The organism is Rapidithrix thailandica (assembly GCF_039710355.1).
GTDB lineage: Bacteria > Bacteroidota > Bacteroidia > Cytophagales > Flammeovirgaceae > Rapidithrix > Rapidithrix thailandica.
Genome location: NZ_JBDKWZ010000004.1, coordinates 465,411 through 487,810, shown reverse-complemented (window position 1 = coordinate 487,810; position 22,400 = coordinate 465,411). Strand labels below are relative to the sequence as shown.

Below are 22,400 nucleotides of genomic sequence, written 5' to 3'. Positions count from 1 at the left end.
ACAAGGGATATATCAACAGACCCGGACGGAATACTTACAGAACTACTTGGACGAGTTCTGCTACAAACTCAACAGAAGATATTTTGAAAACAATATCTTTGATAGAATACTAGTCGCTTGCACCCTTACCTGAGCTACTGGCAAGAATACGGATTGTCATTTTATTTTAATCAAACATGAAACAAGAATTAATAGCAAGATTATGAAACAGATAATTCTCATAACGCACCTTGATTTTTATTTCTTCTTTTACTAACCAAGTTTTTGCTTCTTTAGATGGTAGGGTAGTTATTTCCTTTATTGTATTTTTTAGCCGAGAAAGTTTTTCTACCGTATTTTACTGCTCCGGATCGTTCTGCTGGATATTTGATAATTGTACAAAACAAAGCCCAACAATTCTATAAAATAGTTGGGTTTGCCCAATAAAAATCTGGAAGTTTATAACAAAACTTGTGTATTGTGAGACTACAACTACATAGAACCGGGAAGACGATTTATCTTTTCATAACTTAATTCAATTGCATAACCCACAATTTCTATTATGTTTTTATCCTCTTTAACATATAACTTAATGTCATGCCACAAAGACTCTTTATCGTCTATAATACGACCATTGTGGATATCTAAGTAAATATTCAATACACTATGTTGGATTTCATTAATCCACTTCATACGACTAATTTTATCCTCATTAGTGATAGTATCATCTGACCAAACTACACGTTGAGCTATCGTTAAGTTTATAGACAGGTTATGATAAAACAAAGCCTTAATTGAACCATTCAAGGTTCTTACTATTTCAAATATCGTTTCTAATTTCATTTCTTATTCTTCTATAATTACATGTCAAAAAAGTAATGAGAGTTATTATAGAAAATTTTTCATGGGAATTTTTGGATAAAGAATAATAACGTTCTTTGGGTTAATAGTTCTAATCTTAAACTCACATATCCTTGTATTCCCATTCACAAAGTATAATCATCTATATATTGGTTGATCTCTGTTCATTTAGAAGGAACCCAACACTTTTCAACAACTCAGCATCCAAAAGTTTCTTAATTTCTTGAATCTACCAAGGGTCAAAAAAATTAATAGATTAACGTAATCAACTCAGTCCAAACTTCACTTGTTTTTCTTACCGTTGTACCGGGGGCGCGTAGTCCGAAACGTATGGAAAGGAGACTCACGTTGAAACAGACTATTCCGGAAGTTTTTTCCAGCCTTCCGGAGGAGCTACTTTGATATGAGTTGGAACCGGTTTATCAAAAAGCATTATGCTTTCAAAAGGATACCCCTCAGGATATCGTACAAAATACCGGTCATTCTTCTTGTGGGGAGTATCTCCTATACTTCCAATAGCATAACTTCCAAAATGTTCTTCACCATGAATGTAAAAGATATAATCTGCTCTTCTGCCACCTTTTGCTGGAGCATACACACTAACTATAGTTCCAATTGTATACTTCTGTGGTAAAAAGTTTGCCGCCCATAACTTGAATATAAAATATCCACCCACTCCTACAATAAAAGTACCCAATACGATGTATTTCTTTGTTCTATTACTCATTATCCTTGTCTCAAAATTAGGCATACACACTTAAAAATCATTTTTTTACACATAAACCCTTTACTTATAAATTGTCGACAAGAGGGCACTTTAGCTATGTGCCATTAATCTATCTTCAATTTTCCACCAAATATGTTTGCGTTTAATTTCTACACTCCCTCCACCTGCCAAGGTTTTTCGCAACTTAACGCCATCGTGTCCTTCGGATACGTTGGCTGCTGTTTAACCAGCACAGTTGTTATGTAATCGTTGGCGGTGTACGAAAAAAAAAACATAATTTTAAATAGGTCTAACGACAAAAAATAACCATGAAAAAATGAAAGAAGAACATGAGGCAATGATAAAGGATCATAAGCAAATGTTGGAAGAACATAACGAAAAAAGTCATTAATACCGATTTGTTCGAATCAAAAAGCTCCGGTTTTCTGGAGCTTTTCAGGTTTATAAAAAAGAAGAAGGTACGAAAGCAAGTTGTTACAACCACACAAAGTAAAACTCGGTAGATAGCTTATCAATACTGACATTTGGTCGCAAAAAGGAAAAGCATAATCACAAAGACTTTTATGATCTTGGAATGAAAAGGTTTTTGGGACAAGGGTATGCAACAGAGTCTACTTTTGCTTCAATTGAATATGGTTTCGACAAGCTAAACGCAACTGAAGTTTAAGCAATGGCGAATATTGAAAATGATGGTTCAAATAAAATACTAAGAGTATGTTTAAAATTCGTTGCGGAGGGGGGTAAAAACTCTCAGTTTAGGGTTCTCAAAATACTGCGCTGAGGTTCCTGAAATGGGAGCTTTTGATCCCAAAGGATGAAATTTAGACATGCTCTTATTTTTCCCTTTCGCCATACAAATAGTTGGCAGCAGCAGCTCCCATTCTCTGGTGATTGTGCCCCACATTTTGTACAATGACCAAATCCCAATGGAATTCCAGTTTCAACGCTTCAGCTATGGTTTTGGATTCGCTGTAAAAGAATTTCCCTCTTTCGAATCGATGAAGTCCTTGTTTGTCCGCAGTTGTGGAACGTAGAAATGTACCTCCCGTTTCATTTTCATTATCCATCTCACCCAAAAAAACGACCAACTCTTTTTCAAAGGCATATTTTAATGCTTCCTGAGTGATTGGTGCATTCTTACAGCCAAAGGGAAAAGGAACTTCAAAATCCGGTAAGGTATAAAAACTTGGATTGGAAGCCAATATCCTGGCTGCTTTTGATTTTTTTTGAAATAAGGCAAGCCTGTGTAAAATATGTCCGCCAGCCGAGTGCCCAAACATGTCATATGAAGTCTGTTTTGAATTCAGGGCCTCTATGGTCAAATCGAATATTCTATCGAAATCATTGAAAATCCATTCGTTCGAATTTGAGTTGATGTTAAAATCAAACTTGGTTTCATCAAGGGTTGCGATATTCGTATTCTCAATATATTCTACACTGTTTTTGAAATTTGTATCAGTTATCAAACCGCCTAAATGATAATCTTCAAATCCGTACGTACTCTCAGGGTACATTGGGGACAAGATAAGGAGGTTATACGCTTCTGATTCATCAATCCACGCGTCTCTATAACTATCGCCATTTCGGCCAGCTCCAGGAACAACAATCAAAATTCCGGATGTGGGACTAAAATTTTTTGGTTTATGGTAAAACACCTTTATTCTTTTATCCTCATTTCCAATCCCTCCTTCAACCAAAAATATACCTGAACCCTCCTTTATCTCAATTTGATTTAATATTAGTTCTTTTTCCTTGTTGAGTTCACTTTTTTTTACCAAGGCCATTTTGCAGTGTGGACAGATTCCCGCCTCAGAAAAAGTTAAATCATCACATTTTAGATCACAAGGTGTACACACATAATCCCCTTTTTTGGTTTGGCAAGAAAATAAACTCAGAAATATTAGAAGTATAAAGGTTAACCTATTTCTCATTTTTTCTTTCGGGTTCTTTTTGTTCTTCCGGTTAGCGTTAATTAGCCGATTGGCTATCAATCCATTCTCTTTTTTTATTTTTCTCGGTATCTCTCTTGTGAGAAGATGCCAAGTTCATTAGGGTCTAAACCAAATTTAGTAATTTCCTTTCTTATCCTTGCGATCTGTTTTCTTCCGATTCATATTTTTTGTAAACCGGCCACTTCTCAGCATGGCCGCCATTGAAATTGATCAACTGCCCCGGTTTGCACATCGGGACTTGTCAAATCCAAGAGAGATACCATTTAAAAAAGGCTCTTTCATAGAGTCCACGATGAAGATAATATCCATTCGTTAGCAAGGGAAATTAAAAACTGTGGAAGAAGCAATATCTTTTCCTAAATCAATTGTGGAGTGTCTTATCTGGGGAATGAGAGCTAACGGTCTAGTACAACCGTATTACAGGTAGATATTCAAAAGTTTTCGGTTAGGCACGGTCTTTAGCAACAGGCTTTTATTGTAATAGTTAATTCATTCTTTATTTGTCTAATGGGAAATATCTTTCTTTTATGATGTTGAAATGATGGATTTGATGTGCAGTTATGGTCAATCCAATTGTGTAAAGAGGCATTTCATATTCAAAAAAAACGCAATTTGTTTCAAGAATTTTTTTGTTGAAAGATTCAAACATCATGATTGTTGATTGGCGTACAGTTCGGAGCTCATTTATCAATTGTTCAATTGACAGTTCATTGGCATTCGAATTTTCACCCATTATTTCTTGATCATGTCCATCCGGGATCGTTCCTTCTCCACGGGCAAAAAGGATCGCTCTATAACACCAAATTCTTTCCCAATCTATGAGATGCTGTAGTATTTTATGAATTGTCCATTTATCTTTTTCATAAGTTCTGAAACCAATTCTCTTTAATTGAGCTATATCAATATCATTGATTGTTTTCAAACTTAGTTTAAACGCATCTGTGAGGTCAATATCTCCATTTAGCTTTAAAACATATTCTAAAAATTCCGGATTTTTTTCAGCCTCTGGTTTTTCCATTTTTTGTGTTTTGTCTTATTGTTAACGGGAAAGGCTATGAGCAGTTGCCTGGGTTGGTTAGCGGTTAATTTAGTAAGCGCACACAAAATTGAAAATCCGCTAGGATTTTCAGAAGTAGGCAAGAACAAGCAATTACTTATAGCCATTGTTGTAGTGCGTTTTTATTTTTTTCATTTGTTTAAATTCACAGTCCATCTCAAAATTCGAAATCCTTAATCGGTGAGGAAATATCCACTAAAGTTCCATTTGGGTCTTTAAGTAAAAATCGTCTTTGTCCGTAAAAAGTATCGGTTGGTTCGCTTAAGATTTCAAATTTCTCCGATTTCGCTATTTTAAAAATTTCGTCTGCGTTGTCAACTACGAAAGTGATATAAAACCCTTGCGGGTCATTTTGGAATTTTTTCGGTACGATTTCATTTGTTCGGTTGATTATTCCCAATTCTAATTTTTTGTCCTTTGAGATTAGATGAACGAACCAATCACTATCATAATCCACATTGAAGTCGAACAGTTTGGTGTAAAAATCCCGACTTTCGGCTAAATTGTCCGAACAAATATTCGTCATTATTCTATTAATTGTCTTCATTTTTATTCTTTTTAGTTCAAATTTCGATGGTTTTGTTCAATATACACTATAACATTCTCGCATAAAAACAGTAGCGCATTAAACAGTACTGCTATTCGGATAAGATGCTTAATTAAAAGCAATAGCGGTTTGAGCTTGCACCCAAACCGCTATTGCTTTTATACAATATTGTACGTTCGCTCTTTTTCGCTTTTTCTGCGTTAGTTTGGGGAGTTAAGAGCCATCTTGTTTCCTTCCGAGTCAAGGAAAATAGCAAAGTACCCACTTTCGTCTGCGTGGGCTGTTTTAGGTGCTATGATTTGTCCGCCATTTTTCTCTACTCTGTCAAGGACTAATTGGAGATCTTCCCCTGCGTTTAAGTACATTGTTACTCCGTCCGCAGATGGTTTGTATCCCTCTGCTTGAATTATCACACCTGGTACCATTTGTCCTTCATAAGGCAATATTCCCATTTGCATTCCTTCAACATCCATTTTTTCTATTTTGATGGCTAACAATGCCTGATAAAAATTAATTGCTCGTGAGATATCCGTTGCTGGAATTTCAAACATTGAAATGTAACTCTTCATATCTTTTTCCTTTGAATTTGTTAAAGTGTCTTTTGTGGCGGGTTCAGAATTTGTCTTGTCTGAATTGTTGCACGAAACAAAACACATTATAGAAACCATTGAAGCTAAAATTATTCCTTTGACTGTCATTGATGTGCTACTTTTAATTCAAGTACAAAATTACAGGGTATCAATACGTCAAAATAGTAGAAATGCGACACTACAAAATTTCTTTGTAGAAGAGTGCAGATAGAGACATATGCTCATTGTTTACAAACTCCTTTGGAGTAACCCCGACAAAGTCTTTAAAATCTTTAATGAAGTGATTTTGGTCGAAATACTCACTCTCGTAAGCAATGGCTGTCAATGTTTCTGATTTTTTGTTGAGCAACAAATTTAAAGTTGCTTGCAGTCGAATGGCTTTACTTAACTGCTTTGGACTAATGCCAATTTGTTTTTTAAAATGCCTTTCAAGCTGTCTCCTTTTTGAAATGTCATCTTTCAAAAGAACATTTATGGGAGTCGTTCCATTTGTTTTGAGAAGAGTATCAACGGTTGATTTAACGATATGACTAATCGTATTTTTTTTATTTAGTTTTTTCAGAAGAAAGGTTTCAATAATATCTATTCTTTCTTGAGTGTCAATAGCTTGAACCATTTGTTGCTCTAATTCATAGGCTTCTGCTTGTTCGAAAAGCCCCGAAATAGGAGTTTCCTTATCAACCAAATTTTCAAGAGGTATTTCCACAAGGTTTGCAAATCCAATAGGATAGAAACAGATTGCGAAAGTGTTAACATTACCAACGGGTAAGATGTTAAATGATTTGGTTCTCTGCCCCATTACCATTGCATTGGGATGAAGGATAAAGTTTGTTTCCGAAGTGTATCTTTTTATCTTATCTCCAAAGTTGAAAGTCATTTCTATACATCCATCAGGTACGATTTTTTGTTTTTGATTTTTTGGGTCAAAAAGCACTTCCAAAGTCCAATAAAATTTGACTATGGACCTTAAATCATTATGTGGTTTAAATGTTTGATAATTCATCTACGGCTCATTTTTCATAGAGTGATGCACAACGGTTTGCATATGGCTTGTGGCGGTTTCAAAGTACTTTTCTGTGCCCCGAAACCAAAGCGGGCTACAGAGTACAGACCTTGCTGGCAGCCATTCACCCGCCATAAGCTATATGTGTTGTTGTGTGCTGGCTTTCTTATTTCAGCTGTTTCAGATTTATGTAGCCACATTCTATTTCTTTGTCGTTAACGCGATATAATATTTTCTGTCCTTTTAAACTAAGGCCTGTCCGTATCGTACCGTCAACCCCTTTGTTAAATAGTATAATAACATAAAAGCCATTAACGCCTTTTGGGGTAATAGTTCTCTTGAAATCAGTCTGCTTGTGATATTGATTATCTAGATATTTTTTCAAATCAAGACCATAATTAAATAAGGTCTCTTTATCAGTTGTCATTGTGTCGGTAGGAATAAACAGTTTAAATAATCTGTCAGGTGAAGAAGGAAGCTGATATGATTCTTCCGAGAAATCCATTGTCAATTCAAGTGGACTATCTGTTTCATTCGTAATCCGTGTCCAAAATACCGCATAAACATATTCTATACCACTTGGGGCTGAGTATCTTAATCCACCCTTTGGTAAACTATTCACTACTGTAACCTCATTTCCATCAGAATCAGCGTAGACGTATTTGGTATCAATGAATTTGTCGTTAGATATATTTACGCTCTTTTTAACTACGGTAGTATCTGGAATATTGGACATTACAAATTCCTTTTGATCTAATCTTGTTGTAGGTTTATGTTCTTGTCCACAGGACGTTAACATCTTAGTCAAAACAATTAATAATAGCAGATTTTTTCTCATATTCTTAGCTTGCACACAACATTTGTATAAACACTATTGCGTTTATTTTCCATCTCTAAATATCCAATTGTTCGGGCGGACTTACAATTTTTCCCATTCCTTTTTTTGGTGATATATGCGTAAATTTCTGTTGTTTTTGAAAAGTAGGCTTTGCGATATACTGCCCCCCTTTTTCAATAAGTGTTGGCTGCCTAAAGGGCTTTTCAGGGCGTTCTATATAGTAAATTTCCCGTTCTTTAGCCAAAGTGATGGGGTTTAGGCATGCTCTTATGAGTATAGCGCTCAACATATGGGCTAAACTTCCATGGCCCCTCTTTAAAATATGATATAACGGCCCCGGCCGCAAAGTCCGGGGCGGCTATATGCTAAGAGTATGCCAACACTTATTTTACCTTTTTCATCCAAAGAGTGAGAATATACACCGTGACGATTATCCATAAACCTATAAAGCATACTACTGACGTAGGTGTTTGAGGCCAGTTGCCGTTAATGCCATAACCCGTTATCTCATTGATTCCTCCCCATACGGCCAATCCTAAAATTAAGACAGTAAAGATGTATGCCACAATAATGGATTTTCTGGCTTTTTTTACCCCGGATTTTAATTTTTGGCGCTGGGCCTGTAGGTAAGCTCCCGTAAGAGACAGAATGGATAGGGCTATACCAAAAATAAAATAGAGCCCTTTGGACCAAAGCCCGGCAAAATTTCCAAAATGCAATAAATCAACCGTTTCCCACCATCTTTCATAAACCGGAAGGTTTTTAGGCTTTTGTAGTTCGATTGCCTTTCCGCTTTGGGTATCGAGAATAATATGGGCTGTTCGTTTACGCACTAGCAGTGAGCCATCATCCCCTTCAAAGGAAAGAAGTCCTTTATCATAATTATGAAAGAATAGGCGTTGAATTTTCAGTTCGGGATATTTGTTGTTCGCAAGCTTTGTCAATTGATCTATGCTCAGATAGGTTTCTTTGTCTTTAATAACCCTCTCCGAAGTATCAACGTGAGGAGGTTCTGGCAGCCACCATTCTAGCAAGTACCAGGTCCCGGTTATTCCTATCAATAAGCCAAACCACAGCGACCAAAGCCCGATTAATTTATGTGCATCTGACCAAAGCCTACGAGCTCCTTTATTTAGGTTCAATTGAAAAAAACCCGAACGCCATTTCTTGTAAAATAAAAAGCCCGTAATTGTTGAAACCATTAAAATCAACCCAAAACATCCTACTATAAAATACCCAAGGTTTACCCCGAAAATCTGTGAGACACGAGGGTCAAATAAAGACATGTGAAAGCTTCTGAAAAAGCGTTGCACATTGAAATAAGTAGTCTCTGCTTTAATTTGATAGGATGCAGGGTCAAGGTAAAACCGGAAAAGCTGGCCACTCGCTTTTCGACCCCATCCATTAATAGAGTAGCCGCTTTTTGGGGGCTCGGTTAACTCTCCAAGTTTTGCGTCAGGGTATCTGTTGTGAAAAGAATCATAGGCTTTTTGCCAATCAACGGGCTGGTTATGTGTGGTAGTAAAGTTACTCTGAATGTTTGGATTGAGAAGCCAGTCGATTTCATTTGAAAATACGGCAATACTGCCGGACCAACATATGATAAATAATAATAGTCCGGCAGTAATACCCACCCAAGAGTGGATGTTATAGAATGTTTTTCGCTTAAACTTTAGCGCCATTTTTTGGTTAGTGTTATTTGGAACAATCTTTTATCTCCTACCATAATTTGGTCAGAACCTCTTAAAATATTGTCTTGAGCCGAGGTGTAATATACGGTATCAAAAACATTGAATAGGTTACCGCGTATTTGTAAATCATTCTTGAATGTGTACCCCAAGGCCAGGTCAAAACGGGTGTAGGCTGGCAATTGGTATTGGTTGCCGCTATTGGCTTCACGCTCACCTTGGTGTACGACTCCTAAGCCTAAGTCCAGGCCTGGCAAGCCAATACTTTCGGCATTGTAATTAGCAAATCCGCTGAATTGAAAAAGCGGGATGTTAGCAAACCTATTTCCTACAATATCTTTATCACTTTCTGTCACTTCTGAGTCTTGAACACTCATACCGCCAAAGAAAGAAAGGTCTTTAGTTAATTTTCCCGTAAGTTCTACTTCTATTCCTTTAATTTGAGCACTACCTAGTGGCAATAAAAACCTTTCTTCCGGGGTGTTTTGAGGGTCTGAGACAGCAATATTTTTTCTCTCTAAGAAATAGACAGATGTTGTTGCCATGGCTTTGTCATTAAATAACAGCCATTTTAATCCGCCTTCAAAAGAGTTGGCTCTGATAGGTTCAATGGCCTTTCCTTTGCGGGTTACCCCGCTTTGTGGTTCTGAAGACGAAGAATATCCGATGAAGCCTGTGAGAGATTCAGAAATATCATATGACGATCCCAGTCTCAAAGAAATTAGTTCATCTTCATAAGAACCATTGTATAGCCTGATCGGATTAGGTGCGTTTTGATTTTCCAGCATAGCTAAAGCTTTGGCTCCAATACCATCTATACTCTGCTCAGAAAGCACTTTGATTTTATCGTATCGTAAGCTAACAACCGTCCTGAATTTTGGAGCCCATTGACCCGTCCATTGGCCAAAAACCGAACTAATGTCATCGCCTACAACAAAATTTGGACGAACATTTTCCCCTACTTTAGTAGGTTTTTGGTTGTTGTTCGGGTGAAATACATCTATCTGATTTTCGAAAATGCCATATATAAAATCTCTATCGGCATCAACATAGGTAGCTTTGCTATTTGCCAGACTTCCCCCGAGATAAAAAATATGTCCTATACCTTCGTTGGTGAAATTTCCGGTGATGTTTAGTTGGGTAGTTTCGGTTTTTAAATCGGCTCCTACTTCGGCAAAAAATACCGGTACTACCGATTGCCCCGAGAAAGTTACCCCATCTTCTTTAAAAAGCGGACCGTAACCGGCCTCAGCATCGGCATTTCTAAAGGAGGATTCTTGAGTTTTTTGAGAGAAATTATGGTACTTTAAACTGACCGTTATTTTATCGCTTAATTTATGGTTTAAAGACAGATCCAGTCGGTTAGACTTTATTTTATAGTCATCATCATCACCATGAAAGGTAAAGGTCCTGGGTAAAAAATTATCTTTTAACCCGGCCCCTTCCAGGTATATCGTCCCTCTGTCAAGGGGATCATTGGCCCAGTTGTATTCGTATTCGACAATAAGGTTAGTATTATTGATTATTTTCCAGTCTACAGAGGGTGCTATGGTAACATAAGGTCTTTTGCCTTGACCATCTCTCCAAAACTGCCTTTGTTGATAACCGGCAATGATGCGACCTTTAAGCTTATCTTTTACTAGAGATCCGGTAACATCCCCACCGGCACGTAAGAAGTTGTGGTTTCCACCTCCCAAAAACACCTCAGCGGCAAAAGTGTCTTTAGGCTTCTTCGTAATTATATTCATGAAACCTCCAGGGGAGGTCACCGATGCCTCAACCCCCGCAGGACCTTTTAGTATCTGCACCCTTTCAATAGTTTCAATAGCTCTTATCCCTTCAGGCGTTCTATACTGTCTAATGCCATTTATATAATTTTCAGATTGTGGAAAACCTCTGATGATTACATTTTCAACTTGCCCTCCACCGTTATCCGCATTACTAACTCCGGGAACATAGGTAACCACAGTGCTTATGTTTCTGGCACCGATATCTTCTAAGAAGTTGTCACTCAGAATCGATATTGAAGCAGGGGCTTCAACCGTTTTAATAGGTGTCAGGAGGGCATTGGTATAGGGTACAATGTAGCCTTGTTCTCGTGTTCCTGTGACGACTACTTCGTCTAAATTTTCTGTAGACTCGTTTAAGACAAAATTTAGCGTAGTAGTCTTATCCGTATCAATAGCTACTGTTTTAGAAACACTTTTAAATCCTATCGATGAAGCGACTACGAAGTAATTTCCCTCGGGGGCATAAAAGCTATAATTTCCATCCTTATCAGAAGAAGCGCCAAAATGAGTCCCTTTTAGGATTATTGATGAGAAAGGTATCAGATTGCCCTCTTTGTCTAAAATAGTACCGGTTAATCGTCCTTTTTTAGCATTTTTTTGTATGAATATGGTATTGCCGCGAATCCGATAATATATTTGATACTGAACCAGTATCTCGTTAAGAATTTCTCTTAGTGACGTTTTAGTATAACTTTTGGTAACGGTTCTGTTTTCTTCCGAAGCCATTGATTCAAAAGAAAAGTTACAGCTTGCTTTTTCTTCAAGTTTTTTAAGGGCACTGGTTAAATTGTCATTTTTAAAAGTGATCGATATTTCCTTGTCAAGTATAGTGTTTTGGGCAAATATCACATGGGTGGTAAGACAAAGAGTCACTAGAAGAATGACCTTAGCAGCAGCTCGAAAAACAGCTGCATGAAATGTATTATTCATATCTTTACGGTTTGTTATTTTCTCTTGTGTTAGGATTGAATTGCACTATAACCAGCACAAAGTTTTGCCGACGGAATGCTGGTTTTTTTACTTTACCTTTTTCTTGTTATCATTTCATTTTTTTTGAAGTATATATATTCATATCTTTATAGTTGTTATTTTATCCTGTGTTAGGATTGAATTGCACTACAACCAGCATAAAGTTTGCCGACGGAATGCTGGTTTTTTTATTTTACTTTTTCTTGTTACCACTTCATTTTTTGCCTATTTAAAAGATTAGTATTCTATTATTTGTTTTCCTGAATTTAAAGTCCAGTACAAAGCCTATGTCTTGAAGTAAAGCTTCTATTGATTGGTTTGAATGAGTTCCGTTATACCTTCTGGTATTTAAGCTTTGCTTTTTGACTTCAATCGTATAGCCGTAAAACCGTTCCAGCTCTTTTACAACCAAAGCGAAGGATTGATTTTCAAAAACCAATTTTCTGTTTATCCAAGCGGCATGGTGGAATTGATGGATGGTATTTTTTATGAGACTGTCTTTTTGAAGTACAACCTGTTCGTTAGGAGTAAGGGGTAACCCGCTCGCTGGTCCTTTCCTTTTATCATAGAAGAACACCGTTCCCTCGTCAAGCGTTAGCGTGTTGGCTTCGCCTACATAAGCCGACAAATTAAACTTTGTTCCTAAAACCTTAGTTACAGACTCATGGGTATTGATGATAAAAGGGAGCAAAGAATCTTTTTTAACCTCAAAATAAGCTTCCCCATTTAAGGTGACCTTACGATTGCTTTTACCAAAACCGTTTGATAACTGAAGAGAAGAGGCTACATTGAGTATAACTTTTGTGCTATCGCTAAGCATCACAGTTTTTACTTCACCAGTATTTGTTTTATACATAGTGGTTTGGTTTAACAGCAAATAAGATGTAATGGCGATAATTATAGTGATAGATGCTGCCACACTCCAGCTTTTCATCCGAAAGAAGTTGCTCTTTCTTGTTGTCGAGCTAGCCACTATGGTAGCTGTTTTAATATTCTTCCATAGTTTTTCTTCCAGATGAGGAGATGTTTCAACATTATCTTTTAACCCCTCAAGCCCTCCATTATAATTGAGCCATTGTTCTACAGCTCTCGCCTCTGCCTCTGTGCAATCTCCATTTACATACTTTGCTAAAAGTTCCGGTGTAATGTCCATATAAAAAACTCAATGTTATATATAGGAACGTAAAATGCTGAGGGGGGTCCTACTGACCTGTCAATTTTCTAATACCGTGTAAAATCTTTTCTTGGAAAGAAACAGCCATAACCTGGCAAGTGGCAAGAAATAATAAGAACGCCAGGATAAATGGCAGTTCGCCACGGAAGAGGTCAGAATAAAATCAAACCGGCTTTACCCGACATTTGACGGTTGATATGGCCCTGCCTTGGGTAAAAAAATCAAACAACCTTCAAATGTTTATTAATAAAGGATAGTGCTTTGGTAAGATGATTTTTTACTGTCTTTTGAGAAATATTTAATTGCTCTGCAATTTCAGACGTAGTAAGGTGCTTTTCTCTGCTTAAGCGATAAACTTCTTGACAGCGACAAGGTAATTGATTTACAAGCAACTGTAAATCTTTCTCTAAGAACTCATCTACCGCCAAATTATGTGCAACGGTATCCATACCGAAACCCTTTTCGTCACATAATGTACATTGAGAGATAGTTGTAGTTTGTTGCTCTTTTTTTGCGCGGTAATAATCTACAATCTTGTTTCGGGTAGATTTTATTAAATAATTTTCGGTTTTTGGGGAGAAAACAATTTTGTCAGCGCGCTTCCAAAGAGCGATAAAAACATCTTGAACAATTTCTTCAGCTACTTCATGGTTCTTGGTTTTGGCGTAGCAAAAAGCATATAGCTTTTTCCAATAAGAGCGGTAGAGCTCTTCAAAAAGCAGCTCCTGGTCCAAGTAATATTTTATATTGTTCTTGATAGAAAATCGCGTTATATTTTTATATTCACAAATATAGCAATTATTTAGAATTAATATAAATTATGGTTAAAACGTATCATCACTTCATTAAATCAATGAATGTGACTACCCTTGGTGCTTTTGGCTCACACACTTTGAAAAAGCTGTTTTGATCAAAAGAAGCCTTCAAGTTTTTTATAAAAACCAAGCGATGAACCGTCTATCCGAACCGGTGTTGCACCCATGACAGGTGTTCTTGGCTGTGACCATTCAGGTAGCCGGATCCTTCTTTGGACTCGCAGCGATTTTCCCGTTTCGCTCTGACAAAAATATCCATGGCCGTTTGATACTCAAACTCCGGTGCGCCTTGTCAATCAATAACCTTCACTCGGAAAGCGATTTATTCAGGACAAAGCGTCCTTTAAAAAATCAACTTCGATTTTGAGTTGACCAATTGTTTTTGAAAGACGGTCTTTCCCCTGTTCGGACTCACTTTTTTTACTCTTTTTTCCTTTTTCAAAAACCTCTGACGCAACCTCCAAGAACTCGCGTTTCCAGGCCCTGATTTGGATGGGTTGTACTTCATACTTCTGAGCGAGTTCGGCCAGTCTCTCTATTTAAGGTTTCCAAAACTACCTTTGTCTTAAAAGCCGATGTAAATTTCCTTCGTGTCATTTTAGTAAATTCAGGTATCTAAATTTACTAAAACTGTCCCAAATTTCGGGGTATCTACATTCATCGATGTCATTAAAAGCATGACTTACAACGGTCTCGAGTATGAGCAGTAGCGGATTTTATGCACTTACTGTTCGGTTTACAAGGTACTTAAATTAAAAGCGGTTCAAATTAACACTTAAACCGCTATTGCTTATATACATTGTTAGCTAATGGCTTTTTTAATTCAGCTTTAGTTTCATCATTATGTCGGTTTGTTCATCATTTCCGAGTTTGAAAATGTGCTTGTCGAACGTTTTAAATCCATTTTTCTCATAAAATCGGATTGCTCTTGGGTTTTGTTCCCAAACTCCCAACCAAACATATTTCACATTTTTTTCTTTCGCCAATTCAATCGCTTTGTTATAAAGAAATTGTCCAACTTGTTTTCCGTGAAATTCTTTTAGCACATAAATCCGCTCAATTTCGAGTGTGTTTTTGTCTTTTATTTCAGTTTGAGATTGACCAACATTTACTTTTAAATATCCAATTGCTTTTTTGTCAAGTTCCGCAAAGTAAAACTCAGCATTTTGGTCGGTCAGTTCCGCAGTTAGTTTTTCGGTTGAAAACCCAGATTCCAAATATTCTTTCATATTCTCTTCGCTGTTTCCTGAAGAAAAAGTTTCGGCAAATGTGAGTTTTCCAATCTTTTGCAATTCACTAATATCGTTGGTAGATATTTTTCTGATAGATATTTCCATACTTTATTTATTTAATGGGTTGAAACGGCTTTTAAGCCCACAATCGAACCAATTAAAGTTGTGAGAAATAGTATTCGCAGAAACGTTGCAGGTTCTTTAAATACTAATATACCTACGAGAACAGTACCAACTGCCCCAATTCCTGTCCAAATTGTATAAGCAGTTCCAATTGGTAACGTTTGGGTAACTTTCATTAAAAGCCCCATACTAATCGCAAGTGTGACTAAAAAACCTGCATACCATAGATACATTTCATTTCCTGATGTTTCTTTTGCTTTTCCTAAACAAAATGCAAAGGTAACTTCAAACAAACCTGCAATAATTAAAATTATCCAATTCATTACTTTTTAACTTTTGGACAAAGATCTTAATAAGGTTTGAAGGAAAATTTAACAAATGATAAAAAATGAAACTCATTTAATATTTGCTCTTATTCTACTTAAACTTACTTGTGTAATGCCTAAGTAAGAAGCAATGAGTCCAAGTGGAACTCTTTGTATTAAAGTAGGGTGTTCTTTTAAGAGTTCAATGTAGCGTTCTGTTGCTGTTCCGAGCTGATTTGATATAAACCTTTGCTCTGCTTTTATAAGTTCTTGTTCCGCAAATTTTCTACCCCAATTTGCAATATCAATATCTGTTGAAAATAAACTTTGAAGATTTGCAGCGCTAATTTTATAGAGTTCGCAGTCTTCTAATAATTCGATATTTTCATACCCACTTTGATTAAGAATATAGCTTTTTAATGAAATGATTGTATCGCCTTCTTCGCCAAAAGCAATGGTAACTTCATTGTCATCTGTATTGGAAAAAGTACGTGCAATTCCTTTTTTTATAAAATAGATTTTTTTTTCAACCTTGTTTGAATGTATTATGATGTGATTTTTTGGAAAACTTATTTCATCAAAATTTTCGATTAACTTGAGTTTGGATGAAGAGTTAATGGGATGTATTTTATCCAGTATTTGGTCGATGTTCATTTTTTGGTATGCATTTTTTTCAGCTTGCGTACAACAATTGAATAAACACCACTAGTAGTGTTTATTTACACTATATTTTCACTACTAATCTAGCAAATTTTTTATTTTCTTCTGATTTTAATAACTGCTTGCTTGTATATTTCTGTGGTTTTGCTGCTTTTATGCAATGCCTTTTACATACCTTAAGTCTGTACTGTCCTCTAGCAAATGGGATATACGCCTCTGCGGTCGCAGAGCTATGCCTCAGACTTTTTTGTTGATTTTGGCTTTTAGGGCAGCCAAAGCGATAGTTTTAAGGATACTTGTTGCAGAATATTGCTCTTTTTGCCTTCAAATAGGAATTCTTTTGGCCAGTAAATTTTGAAATATTACCGAAGCCTTTCTAACATTTTATGGCCAAGTAATGTAAATCAATCTTTCTACTGCTCCTGATTTTATGACCACTCCTTCGCCAGCCCATCCTTCCAAAGGCATCTGGAAAGGCGGTAAAGCCATACCGTATGGCATACGGCAAGTCATACGCCTGATTCAATAACTCAACCAAACTTTTTGGAACCGGGATACTCCTATTTAACTTTATGATTTTGCTCTTTGAATGAAAGTAACCGGTAGGATTCAGACGAAATTTCCGGTGGGAAAACCGGCCTGATTCCGCCGGATTATTTTGCCCGGTACACCAAAGTCCCGAGACCATAATTGTAGTGATTGCGCAGGCAGGCATTGAATTGCCGGTTGCTGATGTCCACATACTAATAAGGGTGGAATTGGTGGAAGTATTTCTCCCAAGGTATTGGTCAAAGCACCACCTATTTGGAATCAGATCTCATACCTAGCCGTAATATCCCACCGGTGAAGGCAGGCTTTTCAATTGATTATGCATTTCTTATCTGAATAGGTCGGGTTTTTAGCAGCTTCCAAGCGGTTTTTCTTGGGAAAGGAATTGTGATTGTCATTTCCTGCCCTTTGAACGAAAAGCCGGGCAAGCCTTCATGCAATTCATGGAGAAAAGACCAACCTCATTTTATAGATTTCTAGCATTGTAAAAATGACGTTTTTTGAGCGCCTTTTGGAAAGGTGTTTTTCTTGGAGAAAAGCGGGTATTTGTATGTGAAATTGTATGCAAATAAAAAAAGCAGTTACCTATAAATAGATAACTGCTTGATAATCAATGTGGGACCTACTGGATTCGAACCAGTGACCCCCTGCTTGTAAGGCAGGTGCTCTGAACCAACTGAGCTAAGATCCCTTGTTTTGTATTGCTGTTCCGTCTGAATTGCGAGTGCAAAGATAGCAGTGAAATTGAACTGTGCAAATTTTATTTTCGAAAAAATTAAAAAATTTTCTTCTGTGAATAGGTCAAACGTAGCTTCATCCATAACCAAAATCCTGATAACCCGATCACTGTACCGAATATATCCGCTATAAAATCTTTTAACTCTCCATCGCGGTGAGGAATCCAATAATATTGGACAAATTCGGTAAAGCCCCCCATCAAGGTACAAAACACCAAAGTCACTAACATAGCATTTGCCTGAATGTTGGCCCGTTTAAAATGACGATCAAAACTCAAGGAAAACAAAAAGCCCTTTCCTATAAAAATGATCACATGTACCATTTTGTCCAACATTGGGATCTTAAACCCTAACCCGGAAGTACTAGGCACTTTCATAAAAAAAAGATAGAATGAAAAAGCCAACCAAAGAGCCGCTGGAAAATAATACTTGATATATCTCATAAATTATTTGCTAATGCCTTAGAGATTAAATTTTTTTGTAAACTCGAAAATGTAAATACAAATGTATAGAACTCCGCAGAAGATCGTAATGCTCATCGCTTTTTTACTTGCTTTTACTGTGCAATCATTTGGCCAGAAAAGTAAGAAAAAAGATTTTTTGGTGAGTATAGAAACCAAGTTTGGCACCATTCAATTGGTTTTGTTTGACCAAGCCCCTAATCACAAGACCAATTTTTTAAAACTGGTAGATGAGGGCTTTTATGACAGTACTACTTTTCACAGGGTTTTGGATGATTTTATGATTCAAGGCGGAGATCCGAATACAAAACCTGAAGGGAACGGAAAGGAGATTGGCATGGGCGGACCTGGCTATACCCTCCCGGCGGAGATTGACAAGCAATATACCCATGTAAAAGGTATGGTGGCGGCAGCCCGTCAAGGAGACCGGATCAACCCGGAACGGCATTCCAGCGGAAGTCAATTTTACATAGTACAAAATGAGAACGGAGCCCATCATTTGGATGGGAAATACACCATCTTCGGCCAGGTAATAAAAGGCTTGGAGGTAGTTGACTCCATTGCTTCACAAGAAGTAGACGCAAAAGGAAAACCTTTGGAAGAGGTCTATATCACCGTAGGGGCAAAAAAAATGAAAAAGAAAAAAATTACAAAACTCACCGGGTATAAGTATCAATAACTCCCGTTTTTTAGGAAAATTCTCAAGCGCTAGCACAATATAAAGATTTAATTTTCTTATTTTGCATTGCGTTTTAGCTGGATAAATTTTATATAATTGCAGAAAAAGGATTTACAATGACGAAAACCAGACTTATCTCATTTGCGCTAATACCACTAGTTATCTATTTAAGCTACTTATTATTTAATGGTATTAACAGTGAAATCGAATTGGCCAAAGCGATTAAAAACTCAGAAGCAAAGGTCATCGATAAACTCAAATTGATCCGGAGTGCTGAAAAAGCCTATTTTGCCAAGTACGATATGTACACTGACAAATGGGACTCTCTGATCATGTTCGTTAATCAAGACACCTTCTTTATTACCGAAAAAGAGGAAATTATCATCCAACGGAAACATGATGATCCTCGTGCGTATTTGGGAGACAGTGTCCATGTTAAAATCGATACCTTGGGTTGGGAGCCTATGAAAGAGCACTTGTTCCCAGCTGAGAAGTTTCCTAATTTCAATGTCAACAACTTAAAGTTTATCCCAGGTACGGACAACAAAGTATTTGAAATTTTTGCAGGTAAAATCGACAAAGGAGGCGTAACTGTAGACGTCATTGAAGTCGTTGATAAATTCCCATTAGACAAAAGCCGGAGTGATGAGAATCCGAATCCAAGACGTTGGTTCTTGCGCTTCGGGTCAAAAACAGATGTAACAACCTCTGGTAACTGGGAGTAACCTTGGAAGATATACTCATAGAATCCGCTCGATATAAACTGAAAGACAAAAGCTTCGATCCGGAGCTTTTGTCTTCTTACCACCTTACCATTAAGGTGCACCCCTCTTATGTAAGCATTGCCGTTTTTAACCTGGAAGACCACCTTTGTCTTTCCTTGGAAAGCTATCTCTATGAAAAGGCTGAAAATGCGACTTCCCTGATTGTACGCTTACACAATATCTGGAACCGGCACGAATATTTAAATGCGGCATTCTGGAATAAAATTTCCCTGCTTATAGTCAATGACCATTTTACTTTGGTACCCGCCCAACTGGCTCAATTGGCTCCCGAAGCATATTTAAAACTCAATACGCCTGTCAACCTCTCCGAGCAAAGCGTTTTCCAAAAGGAAATTGATACTTTACAACTACAATGCGATTTTGTGGTCGAAAAAGAGCTGGTTACATGGTTTGAAGAGCGTTACCCGAACAAAACTCTGGAAATCACACATGTCAATGCCGCATTTTTGCAAGGACTCGTGGAGATTTCACAAGAAGCTGCCGCAGAAGAAATTTTTATCTTGCTCAATAAAGAGTTGGTGAGCATCGCCAACTTCAAAGAAGGCAAACTCCATTATTTCAACAGCTTCCGGCATCAAATGGAGGACGATATCATCTATTATCTATCGCTGGTGGCAGATGAACTCCAACTCAGCACCCAATCGGCCAAAATTGTGCTTTGGGGCGATGTGGAAGAAAACGAAGAGACCTTTAGCTTGCTACAGCGCTTCTTTAAAAATGTAGGTTTCGGAGGCCGGCCCACCTCTCTGAAATTCGGATACATCTTTGACGAAGTACCCGACCATTTTGAATACGATATATTTAGTGTATTTTTAGCTTAAATGAAAAAAATTGCTGTCTTTCCCGGATCTTTCGACCCATTTACCAATGGGCATGCTGACATCGCACTTCGCGCCAGTATGTTGTTTGATGAAGTCATTATTGGCATCGGACACAATAGCAAAAAGAAACGATATTTTCCATTGGATTTTATGATCCGGAAAATTGAAGAAACCTTTCAAGACAACGACCGGGTCAAAGTAGAGCATTACAACGAACTGACAGCCAGTTATGCGCAAAAAAGAGGTGCACAATTCCTGGTCAGAGGTTTGCGTAACACAACCGACTTTGAGTACGAAAACAGCATTGCACAAGCCAATAAACATATTTATGGCAACCTGGAAACCATCTTTATCATTACCTCACCTCAATACGCCCACATCAGCTCCACCATTGTCAGAGAAATCCACAACTACGGCCAAAATATCAATGAATTTCTCCCTTATGATTTATAAATTCAATTTTTAACACTAACTTTGATTATATTTTGATATTCCGCCCTTTTTACTGCACTATGAAGCAGAAAAGAGGCGCTGACTGAGGAGGGAAGTAACGATAGCGAGGGAATTGATCAGTTAGGTTAGCTTTCATTTTTAGTTCATATATTCTTATAAATACTTAGTTTTCAATTACTTAATGAATACACTCCCGCAGTGTAGTTTCGCTATTTTACTATTGGTAAACAGGTATTCCCTTCCTTCCCCGAAAGCCAAACACACGAACAATTCCCAGCAGTACTTTGAACTATAAACTTAATAGATATGGGTTGTGGATCGTGTTCTTCAGGTAGTTGCGGTACGGCAACATCGCCTGGATGTAAAAATAATGGAGCTTGCCACACGGGTGGTTGTAATAAATTAAATAGTTTTGATTGGCTAGGCGATATGGATTTGCCTAGTGAACAAAAGTTCGACATAGTAGAAGTGAAATTTAAAGGAGGGAAGAAAGAGTTTTTCAGAAATACAGAGAAACTTCCCCTTTTCACCGGGGACCCGGTGGTAGTAGAAGTACAAAACGGATATCATATCGGCTATGTCTCTTTACAAGGCGAGATTGTGCGTTTGCAAATGCTCAAAAAGAGTGTGGATGACAATGAGACGGTACGTCAAATATACCGGGTGGCCACCAAAAGAGACCAGGAAAAATGGGAACAGGTACTGAAAAGGGAATTGCCTACCATGTACCGCACCCGGGAAATCATCCGGGAGTTGAAGTTGGAAATGAAGCTTACGGATGTGGAATTTCAAGCAGACAACACCAAAGCAACTTTTTACTATTCTGCAGATGACCGGGTAGACTTCCGGGAACTAATCAAAATCTTAGCTTCGGAATTTAAAATCAGAGTGGAAATGCGGCAAATCAGCTTGCGGCAAGAAGCCAGCCGCCTGGGTGGCATTGGCTCTTGTGGCCGGGAGCTCTGTTGCTCTACCTGGCTGACCGACTTCAAAAGTGTCTCCACAGCTGCTGCCCGCTATCAGAATTTATCGCTCAACCCCAGTAAGCTCTCCGGGCAATGCGGCCGTTTAAAATGCTGCCTAAACTACGAGTTGGAAACCTACTTGGATGCCTTAGTGGATATTCCGAAAGTGGAAATTCCTCTTAAAACCATTAAAGGGGACGCCCAACTAGAAAAGGTGGATATTTTTAAAAAAATCCTTTGGTTCAGTTTCGTGTCGGAAAGTACCTGGCATCCTGTACCTTCCAAGCGCGTTGCCGAAATTATCAACTTAAATAAAAAGGGGATTGCCGTGGACTCACTTAATGTAGATCCGAATTTAACGGTGCAACCTCCACTTGATAAAAAGCCGGAAAGAAAGAAAAGACCTACTAACAGACCCGCTAAAGCTAAAAGAACCAACATTAAGGCGGGTGAGGAAAAAGCCAACGTATCACCGGAGACGAAAAAGAAAAGGTATCCGAAGAAAAGAAGGAGAAAGCCGGCTACCCCCCCTAAAACGCAGCAAAATCAAAAGCCGAAGCCGACAACCAACAAAAGGAAAAATAATAATAACAACAACAACTCCAACAACAAGAAACGGTAAGGAGATTGTACGTTTAAA

The 22,400-nt window shown here is 37.6% G+C and carries 21 protein-coding genes and 1 tRNA gene; 5 read left to right on the top strand and 17 right to left on the bottom strand.

The window, feature by feature from the left end:
* Window positions 1-471: 471 nt before the first annotated feature.
* The 17 genes from AAG747_RS09610 to AAG747_RS09530 form a co-directional block, all read right to left on the bottom strand.
* Window positions 472-822: a hypothetical protein gene (locus AAG747_RS09610; protein ID WP_346820948.1), complete on the bottom strand. Its 351-nt coding sequence runs from the start codon at window positions 820-822 to the stop codon at window positions 472-474.
* A gap of 376 nt (window positions 823-1,198) precedes the next feature.
* Window positions 1,199-1,591, bottom strand: a complete 393-nt coding sequence (locus AAG747_RS09605; RefSeq protein WP_346820947.1) for a hypothetical protein — start codon at window positions 1,589-1,591, stop codon at window positions 1,199-1,201.
* 809 nt (window positions 1,592-2,400) lie between these two features.
* The gene (locus tag AAG747_RS09600) at window positions 2,401-3,558 is read right to left on the bottom strand and encodes a hypothetical protein (RefSeq protein ID WP_346820946.1); all 1,158 of its coding nucleotides are present in this window, start codon (window positions 3,556-3,558) and stop codon (window positions 2,401-2,403) included.
* A gap of 457 nt (window positions 3,559-4,015) precedes the next feature.
* The gene (locus AAG747_RS09595; RefSeq protein ID WP_346820945.1) at window positions 4,016-4,537 is read right to left on the bottom strand and encodes a DinB family protein; all 522 of its coding nucleotides are present in this window, start codon (window positions 4,535-4,537) and stop codon (window positions 4,016-4,018) included.
* A gap of 196 nt (window positions 4,538-4,733) precedes the next feature.
* Entirely contained in the window at window positions 4,734-5,123 is a 390-nt protein-coding gene (locus AAG747_RS09590) for a VOC family protein (RefSeq protein ID WP_346820944.1), read from the bottom strand.
* A gap of 200 nt (window positions 5,124-5,323) precedes the next feature.
* Complete coding sequence (locus AAG747_RS09585) at window positions 5,324-5,821, bottom strand: VOC family protein (protein ID WP_346820943.1); 498 nt, start codon at window positions 5,819-5,821, stop codon at window positions 5,324-5,326.
* A gap of 70 nt (window positions 5,822-5,891) precedes the next feature.
* Window positions 5,892-6,716: an AraC family transcriptional regulator gene (locus AAG747_RS09580; RefSeq protein ID WP_346820942.1), complete on the bottom strand. Its 825-nt coding sequence runs from the start codon at window positions 6,714-6,716 to the stop codon at window positions 5,892-5,894.
* Window positions 6,717-6,882: 166 nt separating this feature from the next.
* Window positions 6,883-7,569, bottom strand: a complete 687-nt coding sequence (locus tag AAG747_RS09575) for a hypothetical protein (RefSeq protein ID WP_346820941.1) — start codon at window positions 7,567-7,569, stop codon at window positions 6,883-6,885.
* Between the two features lie 368 nt (window positions 7,570-7,937).
* Window positions 7,938-9,236, bottom strand: coding sequence for a PepSY-associated TM helix domain-containing protein (locus tag AAG747_RS09570; protein ID WP_346820940.1), 1,299 nt, complete (start codon window positions 9,234-9,236; stop codon window positions 7,938-7,940).
* Window positions 9,227-11,962 carry a TonB-dependent siderophore receptor gene (locus tag AAG747_RS09565; RefSeq protein ID WP_346820939.1) on the bottom strand — a complete coding sequence of 912 codons (2,736 nt, stop codon included), beginning with the start codon at window positions 11,960-11,962 and terminating at the stop codon, window positions 9,227-9,229. Before AAG747_RS09565 ends, AAG747_RS09570 begins: the two co-directional genes overlap by 10 nt.
* 268 nt (window positions 11,963-12,230) lie before the next feature.
* Window positions 12,231-13,154 carry a FecR family protein gene (locus AAG747_RS09560; RefSeq protein WP_346820938.1) on the bottom strand — a complete coding sequence of 308 codons (924 nt, stop codon included), beginning with the start codon at window positions 13,152-13,154 and terminating at the stop codon, window positions 12,231-12,233.
* Between the two features lie 242 nt (window positions 13,155-13,396).
* The gene (locus AAG747_RS09555; protein ID WP_346820937.1) at window positions 13,397-13,909 is read right to left on the bottom strand and encodes an RNA polymerase sigma-70 factor; all 513 of its coding nucleotides are present in this window, start codon (window positions 13,907-13,909) and stop codon (window positions 13,397-13,399) included.
* Between the two features lie 899 nt (window positions 13,910-14,808).
* A complete protein-coding gene (locus AAG747_RS09550; RefSeq protein WP_346820936.1) occupies window positions 14,809-15,327 on the bottom strand; it encodes a GNAT family N-acetyltransferase in 519 nt (172 codons plus the stop codon).
* An 11-nt stretch (window positions 15,328-15,338) separates the two neighbouring features.
* Window positions 15,339-15,668 (bottom strand): DMT family transporter, encoded by a 330-nt coding sequence (locus tag AAG747_RS09545; protein ID WP_346820935.1) that lies wholly within the window; start codon window positions 15,666-15,668, stop codon window positions 15,339-15,341.
* Window positions 15,669-15,740: 72 nt separating this feature from the next.
* A complete protein-coding gene (locus AAG747_RS09540) occupies window positions 15,741-16,304 on the bottom strand; it encodes a Crp/Fnr family transcriptional regulator (RefSeq protein WP_346820934.1) in 564 nt (187 codons plus the stop codon).
* 1,171 nt (window positions 16,305-17,475) lie between these two features.
* Window positions 17,476-17,550, bottom strand: a tRNA-Val gene (locus AAG747_RS09535).
* Window positions 17,551-17,634: 84 nt separating this feature from the next.
* Window positions 17,635-17,973, bottom strand: a complete 339-nt coding sequence (locus tag AAG747_RS09530; protein WP_346820933.1) for a VanZ family protein — start codon at window positions 17,971-17,973, stop codon at window positions 17,635-17,637.
* A gap of 127 nt (window positions 17,974-18,100) precedes the next feature.
* Between AAG747_RS09530 and AAG747_RS09525 the strand changes: the two genes are divergently transcribed.
* The 5 genes from AAG747_RS09525 to AAG747_RS09505 all read left to right on the top strand — a co-directional run bounded on the left by AAG747_RS09525 (window position 18,101) and on the right by AAG747_RS09505 (window position 22,382).
* Window positions 18,101-18,736, top strand: coding sequence for a peptidylprolyl isomerase (locus AAG747_RS09525; RefSeq protein WP_346820932.1), 636 nt, complete (start codon window positions 18,101-18,103; stop codon window positions 18,734-18,736).
* A gap of 116 nt (window positions 18,737-18,852) precedes the next feature.
* Window positions 18,853-19,461, top strand: a complete 609-nt coding sequence (locus AAG747_RS09520; RefSeq protein ID WP_346820931.1) for a hypothetical protein — start codon at window positions 18,853-18,855, stop codon at window positions 19,459-19,461.
* A 2-nt stretch (window positions 19,462-19,463) separates the two neighbouring features.
* A complete protein-coding gene (locus tag AAG747_RS09515; RefSeq protein WP_346820930.1) occupies window positions 19,464-20,342 on the top strand; it encodes a DUF3822 family protein in 879 nt (292 codons plus the stop codon).
* Complete coding sequence (coaD, locus tag AAG747_RS09510; protein ID WP_346820929.1) at window positions 20,343-20,795, top strand: pantetheine-phosphate adenylyltransferase; 453 nt, start codon at window positions 20,343-20,345, stop codon at window positions 20,793-20,795.
* A gap of 306 nt (window positions 20,796-21,101) precedes the next feature.
* Window positions 21,102-22,382: a PSP1 domain-containing protein gene (locus tag AAG747_RS09505; RefSeq protein WP_346820928.1), complete on the top strand. Its 1,281-nt coding sequence runs from the start codon at window positions 21,102-21,104 to the stop codon at window positions 22,380-22,382.
* The last annotated feature ends 18 nt before the right edge of the window (window positions 22,383-22,400 follow it).